Source organism: Nocardiopsis potens DSM 45234 (assembly GCF_000341105.1).
Classification (GTDB): Bacteria; Actinomycetota; Actinomycetes; order Streptosporangiales; family Streptosporangiaceae; genus Nocardiopsis_A; species Nocardiopsis_A potens.
Map to the genome: position 1 here is coordinate 29863 of NZ_ANBB01000041.1, position 24333 is coordinate 54195.

28 protein-coding genes and 1 tRNA gene are annotated in these 24333 nt (G+C 68.6%); 26 read left to right on the forward strand and 3 right to left on the reverse strand.

From position 1 onward, the window contains the following. The first annotated feature begins 93 nt into the window (after window positions 1-93). From orn to D459_RS0116150, 4 genes are all read left to right on the forward strand, one after another. Window positions 94-699 (forward strand): oligoribonuclease, encoded by a 606-nt coding sequence (gene orn / locus D459_RS0116135; RefSeq protein ID WP_017594047.1) that lies wholly within the window; start codon window positions 94-96, stop codon window positions 697-699. Between the two features lie 73 nt (window positions 700-772). After that, window positions 773-845 (forward strand) — tRNA-His (locus D459_RS0116140). A gap of 207 nt (window positions 846-1052) precedes the next feature. Then, window positions 1053-2309 carry a hypothetical protein gene (locus tag D459_RS31815; RefSeq protein ID WP_017594048.1) on the forward strand — a complete coding sequence of 419 codons (1257 nt, stop codon included), beginning with the start codon at window positions 1053-1055 and terminating at the stop codon, window positions 2307-2309. A gap of 56 nt (window positions 2310-2365) precedes the next feature. After that, entirely contained in the window at window positions 2366-2668 is a 303-nt protein-coding gene (locus D459_RS0116150; protein ID WP_017594049.1) for a SelT/SelW/SelH family protein, read from the forward strand. A gap of 9 nt (window positions 2669-2677) precedes the next feature. On the opposite strand, the gene D459_RS0116155 is transcribed toward D459_RS0116150, so the two are convergent. Next, the gene (locus D459_RS0116155; protein WP_017594050.1) at window positions 2678-2944 is read right to left on the reverse strand and encodes a hypothetical protein; all 267 of its coding nucleotides are present in this window, start codon (window positions 2942-2944) and stop codon (window positions 2678-2680) included. A 435-nt stretch (window positions 2945-3379) separates the two neighbouring features. Here D459_RS0116155 and D459_RS0116160 point away from each other — a divergent pair, with 435 nt between their 5' ends. The 22 genes from D459_RS0116160 to D459_RS0116255 all read left to right on the forward strand — a co-directional run bounded on the left by D459_RS0116160 (window position 3380) and on the right by D459_RS0116255 (window position 23112). Next, window positions 3380-4474: a hypothetical protein gene (locus D459_RS0116160; RefSeq protein WP_017594051.1), complete on the forward strand. Its 1095-nt coding sequence runs from the start codon at window positions 3380-3382 to the stop codon at window positions 4472-4474. A 74-nt stretch (window positions 4475-4548) separates the two neighbouring features. Then, window positions 4549-5334 (forward strand): Flp pilus assembly protein CpaB, encoded by a 786-nt coding sequence (gene cpaB / locus D459_RS0116165; RefSeq protein ID WP_017594052.1) that lies wholly within the window; start codon window positions 4549-4551, stop codon window positions 5332-5334. Then, window positions 5334-7016 carry an AAA family ATPase gene (locus tag D459_RS0116170; RefSeq protein ID WP_017594053.1) on the forward strand — a complete coding sequence of 561 codons (1683 nt, stop codon included), beginning with the start codon at window positions 5334-5336 and terminating at the stop codon, window positions 7014-7016. Before cpaB ends, D459_RS0116170 begins: the two co-directional genes overlap by 1 nt. A 108-nt stretch (window positions 7017-7124) precedes the next feature. Beyond that, a complete protein-coding gene (locus tag D459_RS0116175; RefSeq protein WP_017594054.1) occupies window positions 7125-7517 on the forward strand; it encodes a TadE/TadG family type IV pilus assembly protein in 393 nt (130 codons plus the stop codon). A gap of 74 nt (window positions 7518-7591) precedes the next feature. Next, window positions 7592-8923: a CpaF family protein gene (locus D459_RS0116180; RefSeq protein WP_017594055.1), complete on the forward strand. Its 1332-nt coding sequence runs from the start codon at window positions 7592-7594 to the stop codon at window positions 8921-8923. Continuing rightward, on the forward strand, window positions 8920-9849 hold the full coding sequence (locus tag D459_RS0116185; protein WP_017594056.1) for a type II secretion system F family protein: 930 nt from the start codon (window positions 8920-8922) through the stop codon (window positions 9847-9849). The genes D459_RS0116180 and D459_RS0116185 overlap by 4 nt, the downstream gene beginning before the upstream one ends. 17 nt (window positions 9850-9866) lie before the next feature. Then, complete coding sequence (locus D459_RS0116190; protein ID WP_017594057.1) at window positions 9867-10778, forward strand: type II secretion system F family protein; 912 nt, start codon at window positions 9867-9869, stop codon at window positions 10776-10778. Window positions 10779-10786: 8 nt separating this feature from the next. Beyond that, entirely contained in the window at window positions 10787-12019 is a 1233-nt protein-coding gene (locus D459_RS0116195; RefSeq protein WP_017594058.1) for a sensor histidine kinase, read from the forward strand. A 79-nt stretch (window positions 12020-12098) separates the two neighbouring features. Then, window positions 12099-12797, forward strand: a complete 699-nt coding sequence (locus tag D459_RS0116200; protein WP_017594059.1) for a response regulator — start codon at window positions 12099-12101, stop codon at window positions 12795-12797. Window positions 12798-12979: 182 nt separating this feature from the next. Further along, window positions 12980-13270 (forward strand): hypothetical protein, encoded by a 291-nt coding sequence (locus D459_RS31820; protein WP_017594060.1) that lies wholly within the window; start codon window positions 12980-12982, stop codon window positions 13268-13270. 105 nt (window positions 13271-13375) lie between these two features. Next, window positions 13376-14512, forward strand: coding sequence for a pilus assembly protein TadG-related protein (locus D459_RS0116210; RefSeq protein WP_017594061.1), 1137 nt, complete (start codon window positions 13376-13378; stop codon window positions 14510-14512). Between the two features lie 103 nt (window positions 14513-14615). After that, window positions 14616-15674 carry an OmpA family protein gene (locus tag D459_RS36945; protein WP_241485061.1) on the forward strand — a complete coding sequence of 353 codons (1059 nt, stop codon included), beginning with the start codon at window positions 14616-14618 and terminating at the stop codon, window positions 15672-15674. A gap of 13 nt (window positions 15675-15687) precedes the next feature. After that, window positions 15688-16209 (forward strand): hypothetical protein, encoded by a 522-nt coding sequence (locus D459_RS35465; protein ID WP_152522996.1) that lies wholly within the window; start codon window positions 15688-15690, stop codon window positions 16207-16209. Window positions 16210-16361: 152 nt separating this feature from the next. Continuing rightward, window positions 16362-16847, forward strand: a complete 486-nt coding sequence (locus tag D459_RS0116215; protein WP_241485062.1) for an aggregation-promoting factor C-terminal-like domain-containing protein — start codon at window positions 16362-16364, stop codon at window positions 16845-16847. 232 nt (window positions 16848-17079) lie between these two features. After that, entirely contained in the window at window positions 17080-17319 is a 240-nt protein-coding gene (locus D459_RS0116220; protein WP_017594062.1) for a DUF7683 domain-containing protein, read from the forward strand. Between the two features lie 140 nt (window positions 17320-17459). Next, complete coding sequence (locus D459_RS31830) at window positions 17460-17735, forward strand: hypothetical protein (RefSeq protein WP_020380208.1); 276 nt, start codon at window positions 17460-17462, stop codon at window positions 17733-17735. Continuing rightward, complete coding sequence (locus tag D459_RS0116230) at window positions 17732-18562, forward strand: HTTM domain-containing protein (RefSeq protein WP_017594064.1); 831 nt, start codon at window positions 17732-17734, stop codon at window positions 18560-18562. The genes D459_RS31830 and D459_RS0116230 overlap by 4 nt, the downstream gene beginning before the upstream one ends. Before the next feature lie 196 nt (window positions 18563-18758). After that, window positions 18759-20006 carry a hypothetical protein gene (locus D459_RS0116235; protein WP_241485063.1) on the forward strand — a complete coding sequence of 416 codons (1248 nt, stop codon included), beginning with the start codon at window positions 18759-18761 and terminating at the stop codon, window positions 20004-20006. Between the two features lie 5 nt (window positions 20007-20011). Continuing rightward, entirely contained in the window at window positions 20012-20554 is a 543-nt protein-coding gene (locus D459_RS0116240; protein WP_017594066.1) for a hypothetical protein, read from the forward strand. A 109-nt stretch (window positions 20555-20663) separates the two neighbouring features. Next, entirely contained in the window at window positions 20664-21017 is a 354-nt protein-coding gene (locus D459_RS0116245) for a hypothetical protein (protein WP_017594067.1), read from the forward strand. Window positions 21018-21161: 144 nt separating this feature from the next. After that, complete coding sequence (locus D459_RS0116250) at window positions 21162-22613, forward strand: alpha/beta hydrolase (protein ID WP_241485064.1); 1452 nt, start codon at window positions 21162-21164, stop codon at window positions 22611-22613. 19 nt (window positions 22614-22632) lie between these two features. Continuing rightward, the gene (locus D459_RS0116255) at window positions 22633-23112 is read left to right on the forward strand and encodes a hypothetical protein (protein WP_051065451.1); all 480 of its coding nucleotides are present in this window, start codon (window positions 22633-22635) and stop codon (window positions 23110-23112) included. Between the two features lie 76 nt (window positions 23113-23188). On the opposite strand, the gene D459_RS0116260 is transcribed toward D459_RS0116255, so the two are convergent. Next, window positions 23189-23386 carry a DUF397 domain-containing protein gene (locus D459_RS0116260; RefSeq protein WP_017594070.1) on the reverse strand — a complete coding sequence of 66 codons (198 nt, stop codon included), beginning with the start codon at window positions 23384-23386 and terminating at the stop codon, window positions 23189-23191. Further along, the gene (locus D459_RS0116265) at window positions 23383-24258 is read right to left on the reverse strand and encodes a DUF5753 domain-containing protein (RefSeq protein ID WP_026120447.1); all 876 of its coding nucleotides are present in this window, start codon (window positions 24256-24258) and stop codon (window positions 23383-23385) included. The genes D459_RS0116260 and D459_RS0116265 overlap by 4 nt, the downstream gene beginning before the upstream one ends. Window positions 24259-24333: the final 75 nt, after the last annotated feature.

The window sequence follows — 24333 nt, forward strand, 5'->3', positions numbered from 1 at the left end:
GCACCCCCGCAGCGGCAGCGCGGCGGCCCCGCGGCCGCTACCGGCCGAGACGTTCGGAGAGCCGGGCCCCGGGCGGCGCATAAGCTAGCCCCTATGAACGACTGCTTGGTGTGGATCGACTGCGAGATGACGGGGCTCGACCTCGGTGCCGACGCGCTGATCGAGGTGGCCTGCGTGATCACCGACGGCCAGCTCAACCAGCTGGACGACGGGCTCGACATCGTCATCAAGCCCCCGCAGGCGGCGCTGGACCAGATGGGCGACTTCGTCACCCGCATGCACACCGACTCCGGCCTCATCGAGGAGCTGGACAACGGCGTCACCCTGGAGGAGGCCGAGGAGCTGGTCCTCGACCACATCAAGCGGTACGCGCCGGAGAAGACCCCGCTGTGCGGCAACTCGATCGCCACCGACCGGCTCTTCATCTCCCGCGACATGCCCCGCGTCGACGCCTACCTGCACTACCGGATGGTCGACGTGTCGAGCATCAAGGAGCTGCTGCGGCGCTGGTACCCGCGGATCTACTTCAACAGCCCGGAGAAGCACGGCGGCCACCGCGCCCTGGCCGACATCACCGAGAGCATCCAGGAGCTCCGCTACTACCGGGCCGCCGCGTTCGTCGCCCCGCCCGGACCGGACACCGAGACCGTGAAGGGCATCGCCGCGGAGTACTCCTCCCCCGCCCCGGGCGAAAAGTGATCGAAGCACCCTCCCGAGTCCGCTAGACTCTTACCGAACGCGGCGGAGAGCACCACTCGAAACCGCGGTCATGGTGGGTGTAGCTCAGTTGGCAGAGCACTTGGTTGTGGTCCAAGAAGTCGGGGGTTCAAGTCCCCTCACTCACCCTCGAAGAAAGGCCCGGCGCCCAGCGCCGGGCCTTTCTCGTTCCCCGGCCCTCCCCGACGATCTTGACGTCGCGGTGCTTTCCCGGGTGCCTGAAAGCCCCGCAACGCCGAGATCATCGGGGGAGGAGGGACGTCGGCTACCATGACCGCACGCGCCCCAGCCCCGAGCACCGACCGCCGCACCGACTTCTCCCCGGGAGTCCTCCGGTGACGTCCTCCTCCGCCCCCGCCGCCCGAGCAGGCGGCCGGCCTCCGGCCGCGGCCGACCGGCCCGGGGCCCGCCCCTGCAGCGTCGCCCTGCTCGCCGACGCCCCGCCGACCGGCGAGGTCGGCGACGCCCGGGCGCGCCGGTTCCCGCTCACCGGCAGGACCGAGGCCGAGCGCTCGGCGGCCTTCGTGGAGTTCGCCGCGGCCGAGCTGGAGGCCGGGCGCAAGGTCGTCGCCGTGCACCCGGACTGGCGGAGCGGGGCCGCGATCCGCGCGGTGCGCTTCGCCCGGGCCCGCGGACTCACCGACGGGATCGCCCCCGTCGGCCTGGCGCTGCCGCCGCTGGCCCTGTCCTTCCTCGCCGACCAGCTGGCCTACCTGGCGCGGTTCCTCCCGCCGGGCGCGGTGGCCGCGATGGCCGGCGAGCTGCCGCACCACATGTTCGCGGGGGCCTGCCTGCGCCGGGTGGGCGGCCTGTCCGCGCCGCCGCCCTCGCTCGCCCAGCACGCCGGGGCGCTCCTGCCGGGCAGCGCGTTCATCGCGGTGGGCGCCCCGGTGCGCCGGCTGCTGACCCTGCGCCCGGGGGAGCTGGCCGAGGACCTGCCCGCGCTGCCCGGGGCGCCGCTGCGGGTGGTCTCCTCCTCCCCCGGCGGCAGGGGCTCCCCGGCCTTCGCCGACGACCTGCTTCCGGTGCTGCGCCCGCACTCCGCCGAGGAGGCCCCGGAGCAGCCGCTGGCCGCCGGGTACTGGGGGACCGGCCGGTTCACCGAGTTCGTCGCGTTCAGCGCCCACCCGGAGGCGCTGGCGTACGCGGCCCGCACCGTGCGGACGGTGCCCTGCCGCTGGTGCGGCGAGCACACCGCCGAGCCCCGCTGCCCCTTCTGCGGGCGGACCGGCCACCGGGTGCCGCCCCGGAGGCCGCCGCTCGGCGGCCCGCCGTCGCTGCGCCTGACTCCGGTCCCGGCGCCGCGGACCTCGCCGGAGAACCTCTCCGTCCCCACCGGGCCGCTCGCCGCGAAGGACCGTCCCGTCCCCCTCCCCGCCGCGGGCGCCGCGCCGCCCCCCGTCCAAGAACTCCCCGCGCCGCGCCCTGCCGGGGAACTCCCTGCAGAGCCGCTCCCCTCGGCCCCGCTCCCCGGGCCGACGGCGCCGACCGCCCCGGGCCGCTGGCTCGACCCCCCGCCCGGCCTGCCGGTGGCGCCGAACGGGCGCCGCGGCGCGCACCCGATCACCGCCCCCGACGCCCCCGCGGACTGAGCGTGCGGACCGACCCTGCGGAACGCCCGCGCGGCCCCGCCCGGCATACTGGTCCCGTGTCCGACCAGGAGAAGAAGCCCCGGCTGGAGATCGAGTACTGCACGCGGTGCCGCTGGCTGCCGCGCGCCGCGTGGATGGCCCAGGAGCTGCTGACCACCTTCGAGTCCGAACTCGGCGCGGTCGCGCTGGTCCCCGGCACCGGCGGCGTGTTCCAGGTCCGGCTGGACGGCGAGCCGATCTGGTCCCGCGACACCGACGCGGCCTTCACCGACGCCGCCGACCTCAAGCGCCTGGTCCGCGACCGGATCGCACCGGACCGCCCGCTCGGCCACTCCGAGCGCCCGGCCTCCTCCGGCTGACCCCGGGGCTCAGCCCCCCGGCGGGTCCTCCGCCTCCGGGACCACCGCCGCGGGCCGCACCCGCTCCCGCTCCAGGTCCTCCAGCCACGGCTGCAGACCGCGGTCCCGCAGGTAGCCCAGCAGGTCCTCGGCCCGGTCCCGGTCGATGTCCTGCCCCTGCTCCCAGACGGCCTCGCACTCGCCGCACATCCGGAACACGGCGCCGTCCAACCGCGGCGGCACCCGGTACCCCGCCACCCGCCCGAGCCCGCACACGGGGCACTCGACTTCGCTCATGCCCAACGATCACCACCCGCCGCACCACCGCGCAAGGACGCGGCCCCACCGGAGGGCGCCCGGACCCAATCCCCGGACCCGAGGCGTGGCCGACTTCGGCCATCTCGCCCTCCGCACCGACCGCGACCAGGACCGAAAACCGTTTTCTCCGCATCCGAACGATTCCCGGATCGGCCGGAACCGTTCCCGCCCCGCCGGCGTCTCTTCAAGGTGAATCTGCTTTGTCCCCGTCTCTGCCGCCTTGCGCCCCGCAGTGATACAGGACACCGTGGGGGGCGCGCCCGCCGCGCGGCCGCGCGCCGTCCACAGGAAAGGATCGTCCTCACTGTGGACCACCGCAGAGCAGTAGGCTGTACCACCACGGTTTCTCACATTGAGCGCTTTCGGTGCCCTTAATCCCCTAAATCCTCCGTCTGATTCCGGGAGCTCGCAGAAGTGACCACTGGCCCCTCCAGGACCGCCTCCGCCGTCGCCCTCCTCGGCGACTACCCCAGCAGCGGGCTGCTCGGCAAGTTCCAGGCCGAGCGCTTCCCGCTGTCCGGCGCGGACCACGGCGAGCAGGCCGACGCGTTCATCGACTTCTGCCGCGGCCGCCTGGACGAGGGGAAGAAGGTCCTCGCCCTCTACGCCTCGTGGAACTCCGAGCGCGCCGAGCGGGCGATCGCCTTCGCCCGGGGGGCCCTGCTGACCGACCACATCGGCGCCGTCCCGATGAACATCTCCCCGCTGGCGCTCTCCCTGGTCGCCGACCAGCTCTCCTACCTGTCCCCCTACCTGCCCTCCGGGGTCACCGCCGCACTCGCCTCCGAGCTCCCCCGCCAGATCCTGGCGGGCGCCTGGATGAAGCGGGTCAACAGCCTGTCCACCATCCCCATCACCTTCAAGCAGCACCTGGGCTCCTTCCTGCCGCGCACCACCTTCCTGGCGTTCAACGCCCCGGCGCAGCGGGTGGGCCGGGTGAAGAAGCGCGACCCGCGCCCCAACCTGCCCGGCCGCCCGCTGGACCCGGTCCAGGTCCTGGTGGCCCGCCCGGACGGCCTCAGCCTGGACGAGTTCAACGAGCAGCTCACCCCCGCCCTGCGCGCGGTCTCGCTGAGCGCCCTCCCCGAGCAGCCGCTCGGCGCGAAGTACTGGGGGATGCGCAAGTACATCGAGTTCGTCGTGTTCAGCGCCCACCCCCAGGCCCTGCCCGGCGCCCCCCGCGCCATCCGGCCCGGCACCTGCGCCTGGTGCCGGGAACTGGTCGAGGGCCTGCACTGCCCGTACTGCGGCAACGTCAACCAGCCCATCGCCGGGCGGCCGCCGACCCGCGGCACCGACGTGCCCGCGCCCCCGACCAAGAGCACCGGGGAGCACATCCGGCCGGCCTGGGTCGGCGCGCGGAGCCAGACCCCGCCCTCCGGCACCGCCCCGAACGGCGCCGGCACCGGGCCTCAGCAGGGACTCGCCCCCCAGTCGGTGGCCGCCGCCCCGCAGGAGGCCCCGCCCTCCCATCCGAACGCCCCTCCCGACGGGCCCGTCGGTCGCTGAGCCCTGCACCGCGGCTCCGATCGGCCCCAGAGGACTCCCGCCCCTCGAACCCCTCTCCCTAGGAACGGAAGCGTATGAACCCCCGTCAGCGACGCGGCCTGCTGCTGATGATCGTCGCCGGGATCGGCGCCGTCGCGGTCTTCCTGACCGTGGTCTCCTACGTGAACAGCGTCAACCGCGAACTCGGCACCTACCGCACCACGCTGCGCCTCACCGAGGACGTCGCCCCCTACCAGCCGATCACCGAGGAGATGGTCGAGGAGCACCAGGTCCCGGCCCGCTTCTTCGACGAGGACATCTTCATCTCCAACCTGGAGGAGGTCCTCGACCAGCCCGGCCGGCAGCCGGTCTCCTCGACCTACATCAGCGAGGGCTCCCTGCTGCAGCAGAGCATGGTGATCCCCGCCCCCGAGCTGGAGGCCGGCGAGCGGGAGATCGCGATCATGGTGAACGCAGAGACCGGTGTGGCGGGCAAGGTGAGCCGCCAGTCCCGGGTGGACATCTACGCCACCTTCCCCTCCGAGGGCGACAACGACAGCTGCGCCACCCGGGTGCTGACCGACGTGGAGGTGCTGGAGGTCGGCCAGGTCGGCCAGAGCACCGACGAGACCGGCACCACCTCCGCGGTCGTCCCGGTCACCTTCCGGCTCAACCCGCAGGACACGCTGCACCTCACCTACGCCGAGGCGTTCTCCGGTTCGCTGCGGCTCGGCCTGATCAGCCCGGAGGGCTCCGGCGACCCCGGTGACATGCAGTTCTGCAGCAGCGACCAGGCCAAGCTGGAGCAGGAGTCCGGCGGCCAGGGCGGCGGCCAGGACGGCGACCAGGGCCAGGACGGCGCCGACGGTCAGGGCCAGTGATGAGCCACAAGATCATGATCGGCGTGCCCACCGCCGACCTCGAGACCTCGCTGATGGTCCGCTTCGACGAACTGAGCGGATGCGAGATCGTCAGCGTGCACCGGGCCTACGCCGAGCTCAGCGAGACGCTGCGGTCCATCCCCGACCTCGACGTACTGATCCTGCACGAGGACCTGGGGCCGCTGCCCGCGGTCGAGCTCATCCGCGACGTGACCCGCAACCACCCGCAGCTGGCCGTGCTGCTCATGGTGGACGAGCCCGACCCCGAGGTGTTCAGCCGCGCCATGGAGGCGGGCGCCCGCGGGGTGCTGCCGCACGACAGCACCATCGGCGACCTGGACACCCGGGTCACCCAGGCCGCGGAGTGGTCCCAGACGCTCCGCCGCCACTTCGAGGAGGCCAGCGCGAACGTGCCGGCCTCCGGGCGGCGCGGCACCATCCTCACCTTCACCGGCGCCAAGGGCGGCATCGGCACCACCACCCTGGTGGTCCAGCTGGCCCGCGCCGCCGCGCAGGCCGGCCGCTCGATCTGCCTGGTCGACCTGGACCTGCAGAAGGGCGACATCCCCGGCTACCTCGACCTGAACCACCGGCGCAGCATCGTCGACCTGGTCCAGGCCGCGGACAGCATCAGCGCGTCCATGCTCTCCGAGACGCTGTACGTGCACCCGGAGGGGATGCACATCCTGCTCGCCCCCCGCGAGGGGGAGCGCGGCGAGGAGGTGACCGAGCTCGCCGCGCGGCAGATCCTGGCCAGCCTGAGCTCCCGCTACGAGCTGGTCATCGTGGACTGCGGCTCGCACATGAACGAGGCCACCGCGATGGCCTGCGAGCTGGCGCACACCTCCGTGGTCACGGTCACTCCGGACCTGCCGGCGCTGCGCGCCGCGCAGCGGCTGATCGCCATGTGGGAGCGGCTCCAGGTGCGGGAGAAGAAGAACGTCCAGACGCTGCTGACCCGGCACAGCAAGAAGAACGAGATCCAGCCGGACTTCGCCCGCAAGCTGCTGGGCGTGTCCATGCTGCAGAACCCGATCCCCTCGATCTTCCGCAGCCTGGAGGAGGCCTCCAACACCGGGGACCCCCGCCGCATCACCGACGAGAACCTGCTCAAGCCGTACAGCAAGGTCGCCGGCGAGCTGGGGGTGCTGGCCCCGCCGCCCGAGCCGGACCTGGTCCAGTTCCCCCCGCAGGCCCCCGGGGCCGACCCCGCCCTGCCGGCGCTGCCCCCGAAGAAGCAGAAGAAGGGCCTGTTCGGCCGGGGCGACAAGGCCGCCGCCCCGAAGAAGGAGAAGAAGGGGAAGGGCAAGAAGAAGGCCTCCTCGGACAAGGGCGCCCAGTTCATCGAGTTCGCCGCGGTCACCCCGCTGCTGCTGCTCGCCGCCCTGGCCGTCTGGCAGGTCCTGCTGTTCGGCATCACCAGCATGTACGCGGGGCACGCCGCCAACGAGGCGGCGCGGCAGGCCGCGGTGACCCCGAACGACCTCGGCAAGATCACCGGCGAGGCGGCCAAGCGGGTCAGCGCGCCCTGGGACAGCACCGACACCTTCCACGTCGACATCGAGCACCGCCCGGACGGCTCCTCCTACGCCAAGGCGACGCTGGCCATGCCGGTGGTGCTGCCGAGCGCGACCTCCCCGTGGGACGTGACCGGCCAGGCCCGGATCATCTACGAGAAGTGACGGCGACCGACCGAGGACCGCGCACCGACGGGCGCGGCGACAGGCCAAGGGGGCTCTCCAGGGCCTCCTGAACTCCGACGAGGACCACAGCGAGAAAGGCACACCGCCATGGCACGCTCCCGTGCGGGGTCCCCCCACTCCGCCCGCTCACGCGGCCGCAGGGGCGACCGGGGATCGCAGTTCATCGAGTTCGCCGCCTACTTCCCCCTGCTGCTGCTGATCTGCGTGATGGTGATGGAGTTCTTCGCCGGCTTCCTCGCCCTGGAGCGGCTCGGCAACGCCGCCCGCACCGGGGCCCGGGTCGCCTCCACCCAGGGGGTCGAGGCCGGCACCGAGGCCGCCCGGGAGGCGCTCCCCGCCTGGCTGGACCAGGCCGAGGTCACCAGCGGCTTCAACGACGGCTCCTACTACGTGCAGGCCTCGGTGTCGCCGCCGTTCATGTACCCGGCCGCCGACCTGAACTTCCAGCTGACCAGGCGGGTGCACATGCCCGACCTGTGACCGCCCCCCCTGATCCCGTACGCCCGTCCGGTGCGGCCGCCCGCCCACCCGCAGCTTGATGGAGTCACCACCACATGGGCCTGCGCAACCGCCTCTACGAGAGCTCCCAGGAGAACCGGGAGAGCACCGACCGCAACAGCGTCTCGCACTGGCGCCAGCGGCTGCTGTCCGAGGTCAACCTGGACGACCTCGCCAAGCTCAGCATGCAGCAGCGCCGCATCCGCCTGGAGAAGGTGGTCGGCCACCTCCTCTCCCGGGAGGGCCCGGTCCTCTCCGACCGGGAGCGGAGCGCGCTGATCCGCCGGGTCGTCGACGAGGCGCTGGGGCTGGGCGTGCTGGAGCCCCTGCTGGCCGACGACAGCGTCACCGAGATCATGGTGAACGGCCCGGACGACATCTACGTGGAGCGCGCCGGCCGGGTGGAGAAGATCAGCACCACCTTCGCCAGCGAGAACCAGCTGATGCAGACGATCGACCGGATCGTCTCCCAGGTGAACCGGCGGGTGGACGAGTCCAGCCCGATGGTGGACGCGCGGCTGCCCAGCGGCGAGCGGGTGAACGTGATCATCCCGCCGCTGGCGCTCACCGGGCCCACCATCACCATCCGGCGCTTCCCCAAGCCGTTCACCATCAAGCAGCTGGCCGCCAAGGGCAGCCTCGACGAGCACACCGCCGCGCTGCTCGCGGCGTTCGTCCGGGCCCGGTTCAACGTCATCATCGCCGGCGGTACCGGCAGCGGTAAGACGACCTTCCTCAACGCGCTCTCGGCGTTCGCCCCCAACAGCGAGCGGATCATCACCATCGAGGACTCCGCCGAGCTCCAGCTCCAGCAGGACCACGTGATCCGGCTGGAGTCCCGCCCGCCCAACATGGAGGGCGCCGGCCAGATCACCATCCGCGACCTGGTCCGCAACTCGCTGCGGATGCGCCCCGACCGGATCATCATCGGCGAGGTCCGCGGCGCGGAGACCCTCGACATGCTGCAGGCGATGAACACCGGCCACGACGGCTCGCTGGCCACCGTGCACGCCAACTCCGCCGACGACGCCGTCTACCGGCTGCTCACCCTGGCCTCGATGAGCGAGGTCAAGATCCCCTTCGAGGCGATCCAGGACCAGATCAACGCGGCGGTGGACGTCATCGTCCACCTGTCCCGCTACGCCGACGGCTCCCGCCGGGTCGGCGAGATCGGGGTGGTCACCTCGGCCCGGCGCGAGGCGTTCAAGCTCTCCCCGGTGCTCCGCTTCGAGGCGCAGCCGCTCGGCGCGGACGGCCGCGTGCACGGCGAGTTCCACCGCTTCCCGCTCCTCGACCACATCGCCCAGCGCGTCACCAACGCCGGTGAGACCATCCCTCCCGTCTTCACCGGCGCCCCGACCCGTACTCCCCTGGGAGCCGCCCCGTGAGTCTCGACACCCTGTCCCTCCTCCTCGCCGCGCTGACCCTCGCGATCGGGGTGTGGGGGTTCCGCGAATGGGCCGTGGGCGCCCTCGACCGGCGGGACCTGGCCTCCCGCGGCGCCCTGGACGAGGTCGAGCGGCGGGCCAACTCGCCGCTGGCCCGGCTGGACGCGCTGATCCGCCCGACCGACATCGGCACCAAGATCGAGCAGCGGCTCCGGGCCGCCGGGCTGAAGATGAAGATCTCGGTCTTCATGATGATCGTGACGGTGGCCTGCGTGGTCGCGGTCGTCTTCCTGTGGCGCGCGCTGGCCCCGATCTTCGGCATCCTGGCCGCGGTGGGCGTGGTCGCCGGCATCTTCGGCTACCTCAAGCGCCAGGAGGAGCGGCGCAAGGAGGCGTTCACCGCGCAGCTCCCCGAGCTCGCCCGGGTGCTGTCCAACGCGACCCAGGCCGGCCTGGCGCTGCCCACCGCGATCGACATGGCCGCCGAGGAGCTGGACGACCCGGCCGGCTCCGAGCTGCGCATCACCGCCCGCGCCATGCAGCTCGGCCAGCCGTTCGAGGAGGCCGTGGCCGACCTGCGGGACCGGATGCCCTCCCGGGAGATCGGGGTGCTGATCAGCACCCTGCTGGTCGCGTCCCGCTCCGGCGGCGCCCTGGTCACCGCGCTGCGCAACATCTCCGACACCCTGGAGAGCAGGAAGGAGACCCGGCGCGAGGTGAAGACGATCCTCAGCGAGAGCACCGGAACGGCCTACGTACTACTCGGTATGGGCATCGGCTCGTTCTTCCTGGTCAACACGCTCATGCCGGGCGCCATCCAGAACATGACGGAGAGCACCGTCGGCTTCGTGCTCATCCTCGTCGCGATCGCCCTGTTCACCGTCGGCTTCCTGGCGGTACTGCGCATCGCCAAGATCGACTTCTGAGGCTGGAGTCCCTCCCGATGTCCCTCTCGCTACCGGTCATCCTCCTGCTCGGCCTGGCCGCCGCCATGTGCGTGGGCCTGCTCGTGTGGGGCCTGCACCTCCTCACCGCGAAGGCCCAGGTCGCCGCCGACCTCACCTCCGAGGCCCCGAAGAGCAGCGGGGACGAGGACCAGATCTTCATCCTGCACCGGATCACCCAGCGGATCGGCTCGCCGCTGCTGCCCATGATCAAGGAGCGGCTCAAGCCGGAACAGATCCAGAGCCTGCAAACCCGGATCGACTCCGCGGGCCGCCCCGAAGGGCTCACCGTCGACCGCTACCTGAGCCGCAAGGCCGGCGAGATCATCCTGTACGGGGGTCTCGCAGTGGCCATGCTCTTCCAAGGGCAGACGCTTTTTGCGTTTCTGGCCCTGGGGTTCTCCTTCATGACCGAGCTCTCCCTCATCGCCGAGCGGAACAAGCGCCAGGAGCAGATCCAGAAGCAGCTGCCGGACTTCCTCGACGTGCTGGCGGTCACCGTGGGCGCGGGCCTGTCGTTCCGGCAGGCGCTCTCCCGGGTTTCCGACTCCATGCCCGGCCTGCTCGCCGACGAGTTCCGGCTCGCCCTGCGCCAGATGGACCTGGGCACCCCCCGCAAGGAGGCCTTCAAGGCGCTGCGCAAGCGAAACAGCAACGAGTCGCTGGGCCGGTTCGTCACCGCGCTGCAGCAGGCCGAGGAGCTCGGCGCGCCGCTCGCGGACGCGCTCATGACCATCAGCAACGACATCCGCCGGGACGACGCCCAGTTCCTGCGGCGCAAGGCGCAGAAGACCGCGCCCCGGGTCACCGGCATCACCGCCGCCACCATGCTGCCGGGCCTGCTTCTGGTGATCGGCGGCGGCATGTTCCTCGGCATGGAGATCGACCTCAGTTTCATCAGCGGCGAGTGAGCAGAGCCATGAGTACCCCCGTCCAGGCGACGCTCCCCCGGCTGGCTTCGCTGGTCCGCCTGCTGCTGCAGCTGCGGATGCTGCTGGCCGCGTTCGCCCTGCTGCTCATTCCCGAGGAACGGCTCACCCCCCCTACCTTCCTGCTCATCCTCTGCTTCGCGCTGCTGTCCGGTCTGGCCGCACGGTACTGGGAGCGATTCGTTCCCTACCTGCACGAACACCCGCTGCTGATCACCCTGGACGTCTGCCTGATCTCCTCGGTGCTGGTGATCGAGGGCCCATCGGGCCCGGCGTTCATCATCACCGTCATCACCGCGACGGTCTGTGGCATCCTGTACGGCGTACGTGGGGCGTTCCTGGTCGCTTTGCTCCAGATTCTCTGCTACACGCTGGCCGTCCTGCTGTACGTCTACACGCATGGGCAGGACGCCCCGGTCGAAGTGTTCAGCTTTCAGACCCTCCTGGTTCACCCCACGCTCTACCCGATCACGGCCTACATCGGTTCAAAGGTTCGGGCGGTTTTCGCTGAGCTGGCTGCTGAACAGGAGGCCCGCAAGCAGGCGGAGCTGGCCGCGGCCGCGGCCGAGGAGCGCGACCGGCTCGCCCGGGACATGCACGACTCGGTGGCCAAGACGCTGCGCGGGGCGGCGATGGCGGCCCAGGCGCTCCCGCTCTGGCTGAAGAAGAACCCCGAGCGGGCCGCGGACATCGCCGCGCAGGTCGCCGACGCCGCGGACACCGCCTCCTCAGAGGCCCGCGCCCTCATCGCCGACCTGCGCGACCAGGACGCCGGCGCCCCCTTCACCGGGCTCGTGGAGCGGGCCGTGCAGGAGTGGGCGGAGCAGAGCGGGATCGCCGCCGCGACCGACCTCCCCGAGGAGTCCCCCGAGCCCTCGGTCACCGCGCGGCGGGAGTGCATCGCCGTGCTCAAGGAGGCGCTGACCAACGTCGAGCGGCACTCCGGGGCCCGAAGCGTCTCGGTCTCGCTGGCCGTGCACGAGGGGCGGTGCACCCTCTCCATCGCGGACGACGGCGACGGCTTCGCCGTCCCGCACGAGGAGGTGATGCGCGCCGAGCGCGACGGCAACGGCCACTACGGCCTGCTGGGCATGGCCGAGCGCGCCGAGCGCGCCGGCGGCTCCTTCGACGTCTCGTCCGCCCCCGGCGAGGGGACCGTACTGCGCGTCACGGTCCCCGTCATGTCGGCGTCCCCGCCCGCCCCGACCCCCGAGAAATCATGATGAATCCCCCATACGGAACCGAATGCCGCGAACGGACATCTGAGAGACACATGTCCATCCTCTGCTCAGGAGCCGCACCGTGACGCTCGACTCCCCCGACCGGGCATCAGCATCCCCCATCACCGTCCTGGCCGTCGACGACAACGTGATCGTCCGGGCCGGGCTGGTCGCGCTCCTGGAGGTCTCGGACGACATCGAGGTCGTCGCCGAGGCCGGCGACGGCGCCCAGGCCCTCGTCGAAGCGGAGCGGCACCGGCCCGACCTCGTCCTGCTCGACGTGCGCATGCCGGTCCGGGACGGGGTGAGCACCATCGAGGAGCTCACCCGGTTCTCCAAGGTCATCATGCTCACCCACACCGAGGACGCGGAGGTCGTCAGCACGGCCCTGCGCCGCGGCGCCTCCGGCTACCTGGTGCACGGGAACTTCAGCGCCGAGGAGCTCTACCGCGCGCTGCACGCCGTCGCGGAGGGGACGGGCACCCCGCTCTCCCCCATCGCCGCCACCGTCGCCCTGAACGCCATGCGCTCGGCCCCGGAGAAGCCCGCCCAGGCGGGGGACCCCGCCGGCCTGGGCCTGACCCAGCGCGAGGGCGAGATCCTCTCCGCCGTCGCCCGCGGCCTCGCCAACAGGGCCATCGCCGAGGAGCTCTTCCTCACCGAGAAGACCGTGAAGAACCACATCAACCGCATCTTCCGCAAGCTCGGCGTGACCAGCCGGGCCGAGGCGATCGCCCGCTGGAACGGCGTCCCGCCCCAGCAGAAGACGGCAGCCGACTGACCCCGCGGCGGCCTCCCGCCCCTGCTCAGCAGGGCACAGGCCCAAGGAATTCTTGGGACCCGCCCCCTTGCGAAGTTGGGCCCCCGGGCCCTAGGCGCCCGGATGCCCGCCCCCATAAATTAATGAACGTCGCAAGGGCAGGAGCCCACCGGATGAACCGGTAGAACGCTGAAGGAGTAGAAATGACGAACCCCCTGGTCTCCCTCCGCACCAAGACCTCTGACTTCATCGCGAAGCGCCGCGAGAACAAGAAGGACCGCGGCGCCACCTTCATCGAGTACGGCGCGCTCGTCCTCCTCGTCGCCGCCGTCGTCGCCGCCGTGTTCGGTTTCGGCCTCAAGGACAAGGTCGTGGCCATGTTCGACTCTGGCTTCCAGAAGATCTCCGAGAGCACTGACGTCGACTTCGAGGGTGGCGACCAGAACCCGGACGACCAGGGTGACCAGGGCGACCAGGAGCCCCAGCCCGAGTAACCTCTCCTCACCCGAAATCCGGTTCGGAAAGTTCGGCTTACTGGGGGCGGAGTCTACGGCTCCGCCCCTCTTCGACCCCCTAGCGAAGCTCATGAGTACACACAGATGAAACTCATACTGACGTCGCGTTTCGCCGGCGATCAGGGGCAGGCCAGCCTGTACCTGATCGTCGGCTTGGTGTTTTCTCTCCTCGCCCTCGCCATGCTCTTCCTTCGTCTCGGCGAGGCCAACGACATGCGCACTTCAACCCAATCCGCTGCAGACGCGGCCGCCCTCGCCGCGGCCGGCGACATCCAGCACCGGGTCGCGCAGACCATCGCCGATGGAAGCCTTCCCTGGGGGGTCAGCTGGCGGGCCAGCAGCGGAAAGGCCGCGGCCGAGGAGTACGCGAAAAAGAACGACGCCAAGCTCACCGATGTCCGGGCCAGCGACAATGACCAGGGCCGACTCGGAAACTTCGTCCGGGTCGAGGTCCGGGGCAACTCCTGCCAGCGCGAACTCCAAGAAGACGAGAGCGTCCACTGGAACAAGCGCGACTGCCCCGACAAGGAGGAGATCGAGGAGGCCGAGGAGCGCGGCGAGACGATTCCGGTGACCACTGGTAACGCCTCGGCGATCGCCCAGGTGAAGATCCCGGAGTGCAAGTCGGTTCCCATCCTCGACATCTTCGGTATGGAGATCGGCAGCTACATCGCCTGTCGGCCGGCCGACGGCGGAGAGTACCGCCGGATGTGGACCTATTCACAGGCGAAGGCGATCACCGATGTCAAGCTGGTCGACCGGGAGGGCCAGTGGATCTACAGTGAGCTCTCCGGCGGCCCCGGCAGCGGCCGGTACCCCTGCACCGCGGTCGGCGGCCAGAACATCACCCGCCAGATGTGCGAGACGCACGAAGCGATCATGGACGAGTGGGGCGTCGTCTTCGAGAAGTACGGCGTCGGCTGCTACCGCTCGCAGGAGGACGGCGGTGAACATCCCCGCGGCCGAGCCTGTGACTACATGGTCTCCGCCAACGGCGCACTCCCCAGCCCGGACCTGAAGAAGGGGTCCGACCAGGCAGCCCAGTGGATGATCGACAACCACGAGGAACTCGACATCTACTACATCATGTGGGACCACTACATCTGGAATCCGGGTCGGGACCCCGTCGGCCCGTGGGACCAGGTCAAGCGCTGGGTTCCCGACCGCGGCGGCAACACCGTCAACCACATGGACCATATTCACGTTTCAGTGAACTCCTGACGGCAGCCTCTCCACGCTGGCCTTAACCCGCTACTACCGTCATCGTCGATCCTCCGCTAGCCTCTGGGCGGCAACTCACGGTCTCGCTAGAAAGGTGGGGCAGATGCACAGGCCTCTGGCCAAATCAACTAAGAAACACAGGATCGCTTCTACCACCTCACTCCTCGCCGTCTCACTTCTGCTCACTTCCTGCGTATCGGACGGAGGCGCCTCTAACGAGGGCGGAAAGAACGACACATCCGGCAACGGAGGCGGTTCTTCCGATTCTGAGGGCAAGAATACGCCGATAGCGACTTCTCTGACCAGCGCCACCCCCAATAAAGAAAAACTAGAGTTCGGCGTCATGTCACTGGAGCGCCACGGAGAAGATATTGTCGTACTCAACGTCACCGTCACGAATCTGGGTGAACAAGAGGCGACCGTTCGCGACATGTTCAACGACGGTCGCTTCAGCAGCAATTACTACACCCCTGACGGCATTTCTCTGATAGACACCAAGAACAACCAACGCTACATGCCACTCCTCCGGAAAGACGAAGACCACTGCCTTTGCTCCGACTGGAAAGACACTTCGAAAATCGCTCAGGATGAAGCGATCGATTTTTGGGTTTCCTACCCGGCCCCACCTTCCGATGTCAAGTCAGTGGCCATCACGACTCCCGTCACTCCAGACATGATCGACATTCCAATAACGAACGCAGAGTCTCCCGACAAAGAGATCATAAAGTCCCCCGTCGGTGAACCTGACATCCGAGACCTGACTTCGTTTGCAGACTCTCTCGAAGACGACACTTCGCGAGCAGACAGCGGCTCCGAAACGAGAATAATGCTCTCTTCGGATGTCCTGTTCGAAGTGGAAGAGTCAGAACTCACAGAAAAAGCCGACCAAGCCCTGAAGGACGTTGCAAAAGAGATCGATCAGAGCTCGGGCAGCACGGTCCAGATCGACGGATACACCGATAACACAGGAAACGATTCCATCAATGAACCACTCTCCGAAGATCGCGCGAAGGCAGTCGAGGAGAAACTGAAGAAATTGGTCACGAAAGAAGGCGTGACGTTCGAGACGGCCGGCCATGGCTCCAGTGACCCGGTCGCCACAAATAACACCGAAGAAGGAAAGGCGAAGAATCGCAGAGTAACCATCTCTTTTGAAAAGTAAAGGTTCCCTGAACATGCAATATCGACAGCTGGCTCGTCGCACACTCGGGACACTTGCAATCACATTTGCTGTGACTCTCCCCCTGACCTCTTCGTCTTACGCCGATGAAGAGCTTCCTGTTCTCGCAACCGCCAACGCCTCAGACTCGAAGCTCGGAGACTCTTACATCGAAGTCAACGAGGTGAAAAGGTCATCCGAGGGCGGCTACACGCAGGTGACATGGACCTTGCGCGCACGCGGAGGGGTCGATTACGACTCCTCTAAACAAGAGAACGAACTCTACTACTATCTAGAAAACGGCATGAGTGGAGTTACCGCCCTCGACAAAGAGAACCAGATTCGCTACCACCCCCTCCAAGATGAAAAAAAGGTCTGCATGTGCGCCGGAACATACAGGCCAGTCAATTTCATCACCACCGTCGGAGATGAAAAATCATCACCATACTGGAACTCCTTCCTCTTCCCTGAAAGCACCTCCGAGATTTCTCTTGAATTCCCGGGTTTTGAGCCCACTCAAAAAATTTCTCTGAAATGACCTCCTACCCCTCAGGGAACTAACAGGTACCCCCCATGCGCAGGGACATCCTTCACAGACTCCGTGCCCGCAGAGGCGACGACCGAGGCGGAATCCAGTTCGCCGAGGTCGCCGGCCTCACGATCCTGGCCGCCTCCATCATCGGCGCCGTCATGCAGACGGACCCTCAGGGCAAGTTCAACGACCTTGTCCGCGAGATGGTGTGTCTCGTCGAAGGCCCCGAGTGCGACGGCAAGACCTGGACCGAGGTCGACCGGCCGAAGAAGCCCGAGGAGTACTCGTTCAACATCCCCACCGGCGGCCGTGGGGGCGACAACGAGGAGAACAAGGCTCTCGGCAAGGAGCTCGCCGCCGAACGCGGCTTCACCGGCCGGGAGTGGGAGTGCCTGGAGACCCTGTGGAGCCATGAGAGCAACTGGAACCACAAGGCGGTGAACCCGAGCGGCGGCGCCGCCGGCATCCCCCAGCTCCACCCCTCCGCCCACGCCTTCCCGCCGGGCTACATGGACAGCGCCGAAGTGCAGATCGAGTGGGGCCTCGACTACATCGAGGGCCGCTACCGGACCCCTTGTGAAGCGTGGGCCTTCTGGCAGGACCCGCACCCGAAAAACCCCGGCTACAGCACCAACTGGTACTAGGCCATCCCATCCAGGGCCGCCCCCGGCGCGGCCCCGCAGTCGACGGAGCACCGTCCTCCGTCATCAGAAAAGCCAAGGTAATTGCGCTGGGTGTGGCGTGCAGAGCACGGCGGGTTCAAGATCGAGTACGCCGCGCTGGTGATCCTCCCGGTGACCACGGTCGCCGCCGTGTTCGCCTTCGGCCTGCCGACCCGGATCGCAAGGTCAAGCCCTGACGGGGAGGGGCGGAGTTTTGCTGAGGCGCGAGGTGTGCGGCTATGACCGCGAGACCGAATGGCAGGTCTGGAGCACTCCGGTCGACGACGAGTCGGTGCGCTCGCTCGCCCCTCTGCTCGACACCGAGGACGACGAGGACCTGGTCTACGTCTACGACCTGGAAGGCCGCGTCCTCGAAGAAGCCGCCCGGCTCGCAGGGTTCCAGCCCCGGCCCGAGCTCGACTACACCCTTGAGGCGTTCGCCGCCGAAGGGTGACGGTCCCGTGCGGGCGTTCCCCGATCCCACCGCCCCCACCGAAAGCCCATGACCGACGTTTCTCCCCCGGCTCCCCCGCCACCGGGCGCGGGCGCCGCACCGCCGTTCTCATCGCCGCGCTCCTCGCCGTCCAGGTGTCCGTGCCGGCCGCCGTGCAGCTCACCGCGGAGGAGCGGCCGACCCGTTTCGGCTGGCAGATGTACTCGGGACGAATCCCGCCCCCCGAGGTTGAAGCGGTCTCGACCGACGGCGCGGTGGTCCCGTTCCGGAAGTCGGACATCGCCGCCAACCGCACAGAGGTCCGGCTCGACGAGGCCCTACTGGCGGAGCTCTGCGCGCTGGAACCGGACGTCGCCGAGTTCCGGGGGCACCGGCCTGAGGAGTCCGCCACCGTCGATTGCGGGGAGCACCGTTGAGCCTTCTCTCCTCCCCCTCCGCCCTCCTCTCGGCGGTCGCCGGTTCACAGGTCGGCTCCCGCACCCTGGGCCTGGCCCGCGCCATGATCGCCTGCGCGGCGATCGCCAAGGCCTGCCTCAGCGTCCCCTACTTCCTGGAGCTGGAGGCGCAGCGGCTCAAGCTCCCGATCCTGCCGCTCCCCGAGATCTTGTGGGTGCTCGTCGTGCTGCTGTGGGTGGCGGGCGGAGCCCTGCTGCTCTTCGGTGCGGCGGTCCCGCTCTCGGCCGGCCTGGTCGCCGCCTGCTCCTGGTACACGCTGCTCCTGGACGAGCGGACCTACTCCAACCACCTGCTCCTCCTCGCCCTCCTGGCGATGCCGCTCGCCGCCTCCGGCGGGGGCTCGCTGCGGGCCGGTCGGGGCGAGCGCGTCCCCGGGGCCGCGGCCTTCCTCCTGATGACGCAGGTCTCGACGATGTACGCCTTCGCGGGCATCGCCAAGACCAACCCGTCCTTCTTCGCCGGGGACGTCTTCGTGCGCAGCGTCGGCACCGACGCCGCACTGATCTCCTTCGCCCCGGAGCGGTTCCCCGCCCTGCTCCTCGCCGCGGGGGCGGCCGGGGCCGTCTGCCTGGAACTCTTCCTCGCCGCCGGACTCTGGTTCCGCGCCACGCGCAAGTGGGCGTTCATCGGCGGTGCGCTCCTGCACACGGCGTTCCTGCTGACGATGTCGTACCCGTTCCAGCTGCTCTGCTTCGCGCTGCTCTCCTGGTCGGTCTATCCGCTGTTCACCACTTGGAGACCCGCTCGACAAGGTGCACCGGCAGGCTCCGCACACGCCCCCTCCTGAGCGGGATCCACCAGTGGAAGAAGCCCCTCCGCTCTTCTTGCGTCGTTTCCGAACAGAACCGGCAGGGCAAGCGGCTCCCGCGGAAGAGTCGGTCCGCCTTGCACTGCGGAAGAACTGATTGGGGCCCACAGCTCCGTACCACACCGACTCAGGATGCGCTATTCTCGCCGTGTCCCCTGACATCCCCCACATATAATTGGAGATAGCCGTGTCCGGCCGAAATCGCTCCTGTGATAGAGGGGCGAGCTTCATCGAATACGGCGGTATCGTCCTTCTTCTGGGCACCGTTGTCACCGTTGTCGTCGCCTTCGGTATGCCCGACAAGGTCACCACCTTTTACTCCGTCGGCCTGTGCAGGATCGCCGGCGTCGAGACCGAGGAGTGCGCTGGCGAGGGAGAAGGCGGGGACACCCCCCGCACCGATGCCGCGGAGCCACAGGCTCCCGTCCACGAGATCCCCGCCCCCGACTCCGAGGAGCGACGTCCCGACGACGACTCCACCTGGCCCTATGCGGTGACCCCCGCTTCCTACCCGCCCGACCCCGGGGAGGGAGGAGACGAAGACGAAGAGTCCTCTGCGGAGGATCCCGTCACCAGCGGTGACGTGCCGGAGTCGGAAAGCCCTGTCTACGCGGAAGAGCACTCCTACCCCCAGCAGAGCGAGGTCATCGCATCCCAGAACGACTACAACACCGTGGAGGGCGCCGAGCTCTCGCAGTGCACGGTCTCACCCAGCATCATCGGGTCTCCTCCCCCGAGAAATCCGCTCACCGGCTCCACTACGTGCGACGTCCTCGACGAGATCGACACGGTGGTCCTGGGCGCCCGGCACCTCGCCTGCTGGAATCCCATGTACTGGGGCAAGGACGAGGACTGGGCCTACTGCCGCCCCCATTCGGCCGACATGCTCGAACACTTCGCCGAAGGCTCCGGTGATCCGGTCGACCTCGACATGGAGTCGTTCATGGAGGAGATCCCTGAGTTCGAGGACGAGGTGGAGAGGGCACAGCAGGACGTCATCGACGAGGTGCTGGCCGACGCGGAGGCGCGGGGCATCGACGGCCCCACCACCTTCCCTATCAGGACGAGCCAGACCGGCTGGGGATATCCGCCGGACGATGTGAACGGCCGCGACTACGTCTACGACAACCCCGACTGGGCCACCGCTCTCGGCAGCTTCCATTATTGGCTCGAAGGAGAGATCACCGTCCATCCCCCTGAAGAACCGGGCGGTGACTATACGTATTCGATGGACAGTAGCGTGAACATGCAGAAGTGGTACGACTGGGAGCGGGAGACCACCGAGCCGCTGTTCGGCGGCGAGGGCTGGAAGTCCAACATCTCCCAGATCAACCACTCCGACCTCGCCTTCCTGCACCAGACGGGCATAGCCCGGGAATTCTGGGTCCGCGGCGACACCGACCTGCCGACAGTGGAAGGGTGACCCTGATGCGTCGCTCCACCGCCGCGCTGACCACCGGGTGCGCGGCCCTGCTCCTCGCCGGCTGCGGCCCCACCGCCCCCGGCTCCGACGAAGAGCCTCCGACCCCGCCCTCTCCTTCGTCCATGGAAGGCGACACCGCGGAACTCCAGACCGGGTTCGAGGAGCTCAGCGGGCTCATCCTTCCGGACAACGCGTCCGAGCTGGAGATCACCGGCCAGCTGCTCGAGAATGAGCGCCCCCGTTACGTACTGCGCTTCGTCACCACCCGCGGCGGCGCAGAGGTCATCTGCACCGCGGACAACCTCAGCGTGTACACCGCGCACGAGCTGCCGGGTGAGGAGGAGCGCCAGGTCTTCGATTACCAGGAGAAGGACGAGGAGATAGCCGAGAGCGTGCGCTGCGAGGGGAGCAATCCCCAGCAGCCGCGCGTGCAGCGCCTGGTCTCCGTGGTCTTCCCCGAAGAGGGGCTGCAGCAGGGTCCGGACGAGCCCGACGGCGAAGACGTCGCTGTGGTGTACGCCCAGAGCGTCCTGTGGCCGAAACGCTGATGACACCGGTGCGGTGCCGGCCGGCCCCCGGCCCCCTAGCCGGCACCGCCTTCCTTTTCCCCTTCTCCCAGGAGCATGCGTGTCCGCAACCACCCTGCCTCCCCGGTCCGTGCCTTGGCTGAGGATCTGCCTGGTCGTCCTTTTCGCCACCACCGCCCTGCGCGCCTGGAGGCTGTACACGGGTCTGCCCGACCACCCCTTCTTCATTGTGGCCGCGCTGACGGCCGCCGTCCCCGGCATCGCCGCGCTACTGCTCGCCGTGTTCGCCGGTAGTCAGAGCCGTCTCGTCTACATCGGCATGCTTCTCACTTCAGGAGGACTTCTCGGCTGGACCCTGCTGACCTTCGGTTCCTACCTCCGCCTCATGGTGGACGTTGGAACCGCCCAGCTCGCAGCATCCGCCGTCGCCCTGGCCCTGTTGGCAGGGAGGGGCGCCCGCGACTTCTACTTCGACCGCTCCTGAACCGGCCTCTTCCGGCCTTGGACCGCTTCTGCCCGGGTTTTTGGGCCCGGAATTCCATAGATGGGGCCCGATTAGGCCTTAAGAGTTCGAAGAGGACGGAATAAGGTCGCGCCCCTGTCATCCCCCTCGTCGAAAGAGAAGCCCATGCTTCGACCGCACCATGCACCGGAGCGGGGCTCGTCCCTCGTCGAATACGGGGCCGTGATCCTCCTGGTCGCCGGCATCGTCGCAACGGTGGCCCTGACGAACGTCCCCGCCAAGGTGGGCGGCATGTTCTCCCACGGGATGGACTGCATCCTCCGCCTGGGAGAGTGCGAACGGCCCGACGGCGGCAGCGGGCCGCAGGCTGCCCCCGGAGAAGACGACGGCACCCCGTCGGACAGGAGGGTCGTCGCTCCTCCCGACGGGAACGCGATTCCGCCGGAGAACGCGGATCTCCCCGAGGAGAACGGGCGCCCCGAGAACGCCGACCTTCCCGCCTCCACCGGGCCGGCGGACGAGGAGGTCGTGGTCGAGCCGGTGGTCTTCGGCTGGTTCGACGGTGACGACCCGGGACTCGTGCCCGATCCCGAGACCAAACCCGACGAGGTCAACGACTGGTGGGAAGGCCTCAGCGAGGCCGAGCGCGAGGAGGTCATGCGCGAGGAGCCCGAGAACATCCGCGGCCTCGACGGCGTCCCGGCGGAGGTCCGAAACGAGCTCAATCGGGAGTTCCTCGACGCCGAGGTCGAACGGATGCTGGAGGAGGAGGGGCTGACCCCCGACGAGGCCCTGGAGTTCACCTTGGAGGAGGTGCGCGACGACCCTGTGCCCGGGGCCCCCAGCCTGGAGCTCTGGGAGATGCTCAAGCTGCAGCGGACCGTCAGCGCGGAGGGGTCGGACCACTACATCCTCACCCTCGACCCGGACGAGGGGCGGGCCATCGTCTCGACCGGCAACCCGGACACCGCCGACAACGTCGCTACCCTGGTGCCGGGCACCGGCATCGAGTGGACCGCCATCAACGGCCAGCTCGGCCGCGCCCAGAACCTCCGCGAGGCCGCGGCCCGGGTCGACGAGGAGGCCGACCACGCGGTGGTCTCCTGGATCGGCTACGACAGCCCGAACTGGGGGCAGGCGCCGTTCGGCGGGAAGGCCGAGGACGGCAAGGACGATCTCCAGGACTTCCAGTACGGTCTCCGTGTCACCCACGAGGGCGAGCCGTCGAACAACACCCTCATCGGACACAGCTACGGCTCCGTGGTCGTCGGACACGCTGCACGGAATGATTCGGGGGTCTATGTCGACAACATCATCCTCGTCGGGAGCCCCGGGATCGGCGGCACGGTCGATGAGTTGAACTTCGACGGCGACATCGAGGACGTCCACGTCGCCATGTCGGACGAGGACTGGATCAACCAGAATGCTCTGAAGGGGTTCCACGACTATGACGAGCTCTACGACGGCCTCGAAGACAGCGGTGCGTCCCGGATCGAGACCGGTCCCGAGACCGAGCACGACGGATATTTCAACCAGGAAGAGGACGAAGAGAGTGGCGAGAAGGTGGACACGACCGAGCTCCGCCAGTTCGGCGGGATCATCGCCGGCGCCGAATGACCAGGGCGCAGGGCCGGGCATGCGCCGACCGGTGCGCTCAGTCTGCGCCGCCACCGCGCTGGTACTGCTCGCCGGAGCCTGCGTCGGCGACTCCGAAGAGACCGGTCCGAGCAGCCCCCTCGACGAGGCGGAGGCCGGCGAGCGCGTCGAAAAGCACATCGCCGACGCGGTCGGGGCCCTACCCGGTGAGGTGGAGCTGGAAGACGTCGGGAACGGCCTTGTCAGTGCCTCTTGCGAGACCGATCCCCTGATCACGGTGAGCCGGTCCTACTGGCTCCGCGGCCTGCCCGAAGAAGACATCGAGCAGAACGTGGACCTGCTGGTCGAGCACTGGGAGGGCAGCGGTTTCGCGGTCACCGGCGACCTGCGCCCGGACGACGTCTTCGTGACGGCCGAGAACGAGGAGGACGGCTTCACGATGACGGTCGCCGCCAGCATTCAGGGCAGCCTGTCGATCGACGCCTCTTCTCCGTGCATCGATCCGAGCGGAACGGACTGACCGGCGCGGCCCGCCTTCTCACCCAGACGGGCCAACGCGGCAGAAGGGGGGAGCGGATCAGCATCCCATGCGGCGCCTACCCCTGCTCAGGACGCCTCTCCGACTTGAGACCGCTGAGGAAGGCCCGCCACTCCGAGGTAGGGAAGCCCAGGTGCCCGAGCGAGGGGTATTGAGAGTCGCGCATGCGGGAGTAGTCGTTCCCGATCGCCACCTCGACGCAGTTCTCGCCCAGCGGTTGGCTGTAGCTACTGGTCTTCCAAACGCCTGTGATCACGGTTGCCCTGCCCCTGACTCCTCTTCCGCGAGGGACCGCATGAGCGCGGCGGACTCCTCTTCGGAAAGCGCTTCGGACGACAGTGCATCATAAATCAGGTCATACTCCTGCACAGCGGTCTCTTGTTCCAGAAAGCGCCCGTCGTAGGCCGACTCGAGGAAGACGAGTCTCCCCTTCGGTGCTCCCGGGAGTTCCAAAAGAGTGAACGGTCCGCCCAGGCCGGCGTGGGCACCTGCGGAGTCAGGTAGGACGCGTATCGAGATGTTCGCCTGCTCGCCGTCGTTCAGCAGCGACCGCACCTGCCTCCTCATGACCTCGCGCCCTCCCACCGCCTTGCGCAGGGCGGCCTCGTCGATGATCGCGTACAGGCGCAGAGGGGCTTCGAAGTGGAACAGCCTCACCCTCCGGGCGGAACGGGCTTTCAGTCTCCGCTCGGCCTCTTCCGGGGACGGGGAGTTCGGGACCTTGCTGAGGAGCGCTTGTGTGTACTCCTCGGTCTGTAGCAGGCCGGGGATCACCAGGGCCTCGTAGGTGCGGATCGTCAGTGCTTCGGCTTCAAGGCCGACGTAGCGGCCGCCTCCGAGGATGTCCGCGTAGCGGCTCCACCATGCCTTTGCACGTGCCTGCTCAGAGAGCTCGACCAAGGCTTCGACCTGCTCGGACCGGTTCACTTTGTAGAGCTCGGCAAGCCCTCGCACGTCGTCGGGTTTGAGGCGTTTCCACCGAGAACTCTCTATCCGGTGGAGCTTCGTCCGGTCCCAGCCCATGGCCTCGGCCGCTTCGGCCGCCCCCATGCCTGCCGCTTCGCGGAGCTCTCGCAACTTGTTGGACAGCAGGCGGCGCCGAACTTCAGGACTCGGAGCGTCGGGCACGCGAGCCTCCTCTTCCAGGTGACCGACCGGTTCTTAAGGCTAGCGCCACACCTTGAATCAGCAACGTTGCAACTT

Excerpts from the sequence above, each read along its gene's own strand:
- D459_RS0116210 (WP_017594061.1), top strand. The coding sequence starts at position 13,376 with ATGAAACTCATACTGACGTCGCGTTTCGCCGGCGATCAGGGGCAGGCC.
- D459_RS35465 (WP_152522996.1), top strand. The coding sequence starts at position 15,688 with ATGCAATATCGACAGCTGGCTCGTCGCACACTCGGGACACTTGCAATC.
- D459_RS0116195 (WP_017594058.1), top strand. The coding sequence starts at position 10,787 with ATGAGTACCCCCGTCCAGGCGACGCTCCCCCGGCTGGCTTCGCTGGTC.
- D459_RS0116240 (WP_017594066.1), top strand. The coding sequence starts at position 20,012 with ATGCGTCGCTCCACCGCCGCGCTGACCACCGGGTGCGCGGCCCTGCTC.
- D459_RS0116170 (WP_017594053.1), top strand. The coding sequence starts at position 5,334 with ATGAGCCACAAGATCATGATCGGCGTGCCCACCGCCGACCTCGAGACC.
- D459_RS0116255 (WP_051065451.1), top strand. The coding sequence starts at position 22,633 with ATGCGCCGACCGGTGCGCTCAGTCTGCGCCGCCACCGCGCTGGTACTG.
- D459_RS0116180 (WP_017594055.1), top strand. The coding sequence starts at position 7,592 with ATGGGCCTGCGCAACCGCCTCTACGAGAGCTCCCAGGAGAACCGGGAG.
- D459_RS0116190 (WP_017594057.1), top strand. The coding sequence starts at position 9,867 with ATGTCCCTCTCGCTACCGGTCATCCTCCTGCTCGGCCTGGCCGCCGCC.
- D459_RS0116155 (WP_017594050.1), bottom strand. The coding sequence starts at position 2,944 with ATGAGCGAAGTCGAGTGCCCCGTGTGCGGGCTCGGGCGGGTGGCGGGG.
- D459_RS31820 (WP_017594060.1), top strand. The coding sequence starts at position 12,980 with ATGACGAACCCCCTGGTCTCCCTCCGCACCAAGACCTCTGACTTCATC.
- cpaB (WP_017594052.1), top strand. The coding sequence starts at position 4,549 with ATGAACCCCCGTCAGCGACGCGGCCTGCTGCTGATGATCGTCGCCGGG.
- D459_RS0116250 (WP_241485064.1), top strand. The coding sequence starts at position 21,162 with ATGCTTCGACCGCACCATGCACCGGAGCGGGGCTCGTCCCTCGTCGAA.
- orn (WP_017594047.1), top strand. The coding sequence starts at position 94 with ATGAACGACTGCTTGGTGTGGATCGACTGCGAGATGACGGGGCTCGAC.
- D459_RS0116215 (WP_241485062.1), top strand. The coding sequence starts at position 16,362 with ATGCAGACGGACCCTCAGGGCAAGTTCAACGACCTTGTCCGCGAGATG.
- D459_RS0116175 (WP_017594054.1), top strand. The coding sequence starts at position 7,125 with ATGGCACGCTCCCGTGCGGGGTCCCCCCACTCCGCCCGCTCACGCGGC.
- D459_RS36945 (WP_241485061.1), top strand. The coding sequence starts at position 14,616 with ATGCACAGGCCTCTGGCCAAATCAACTAAGAAACACAGGATCGCTTCT.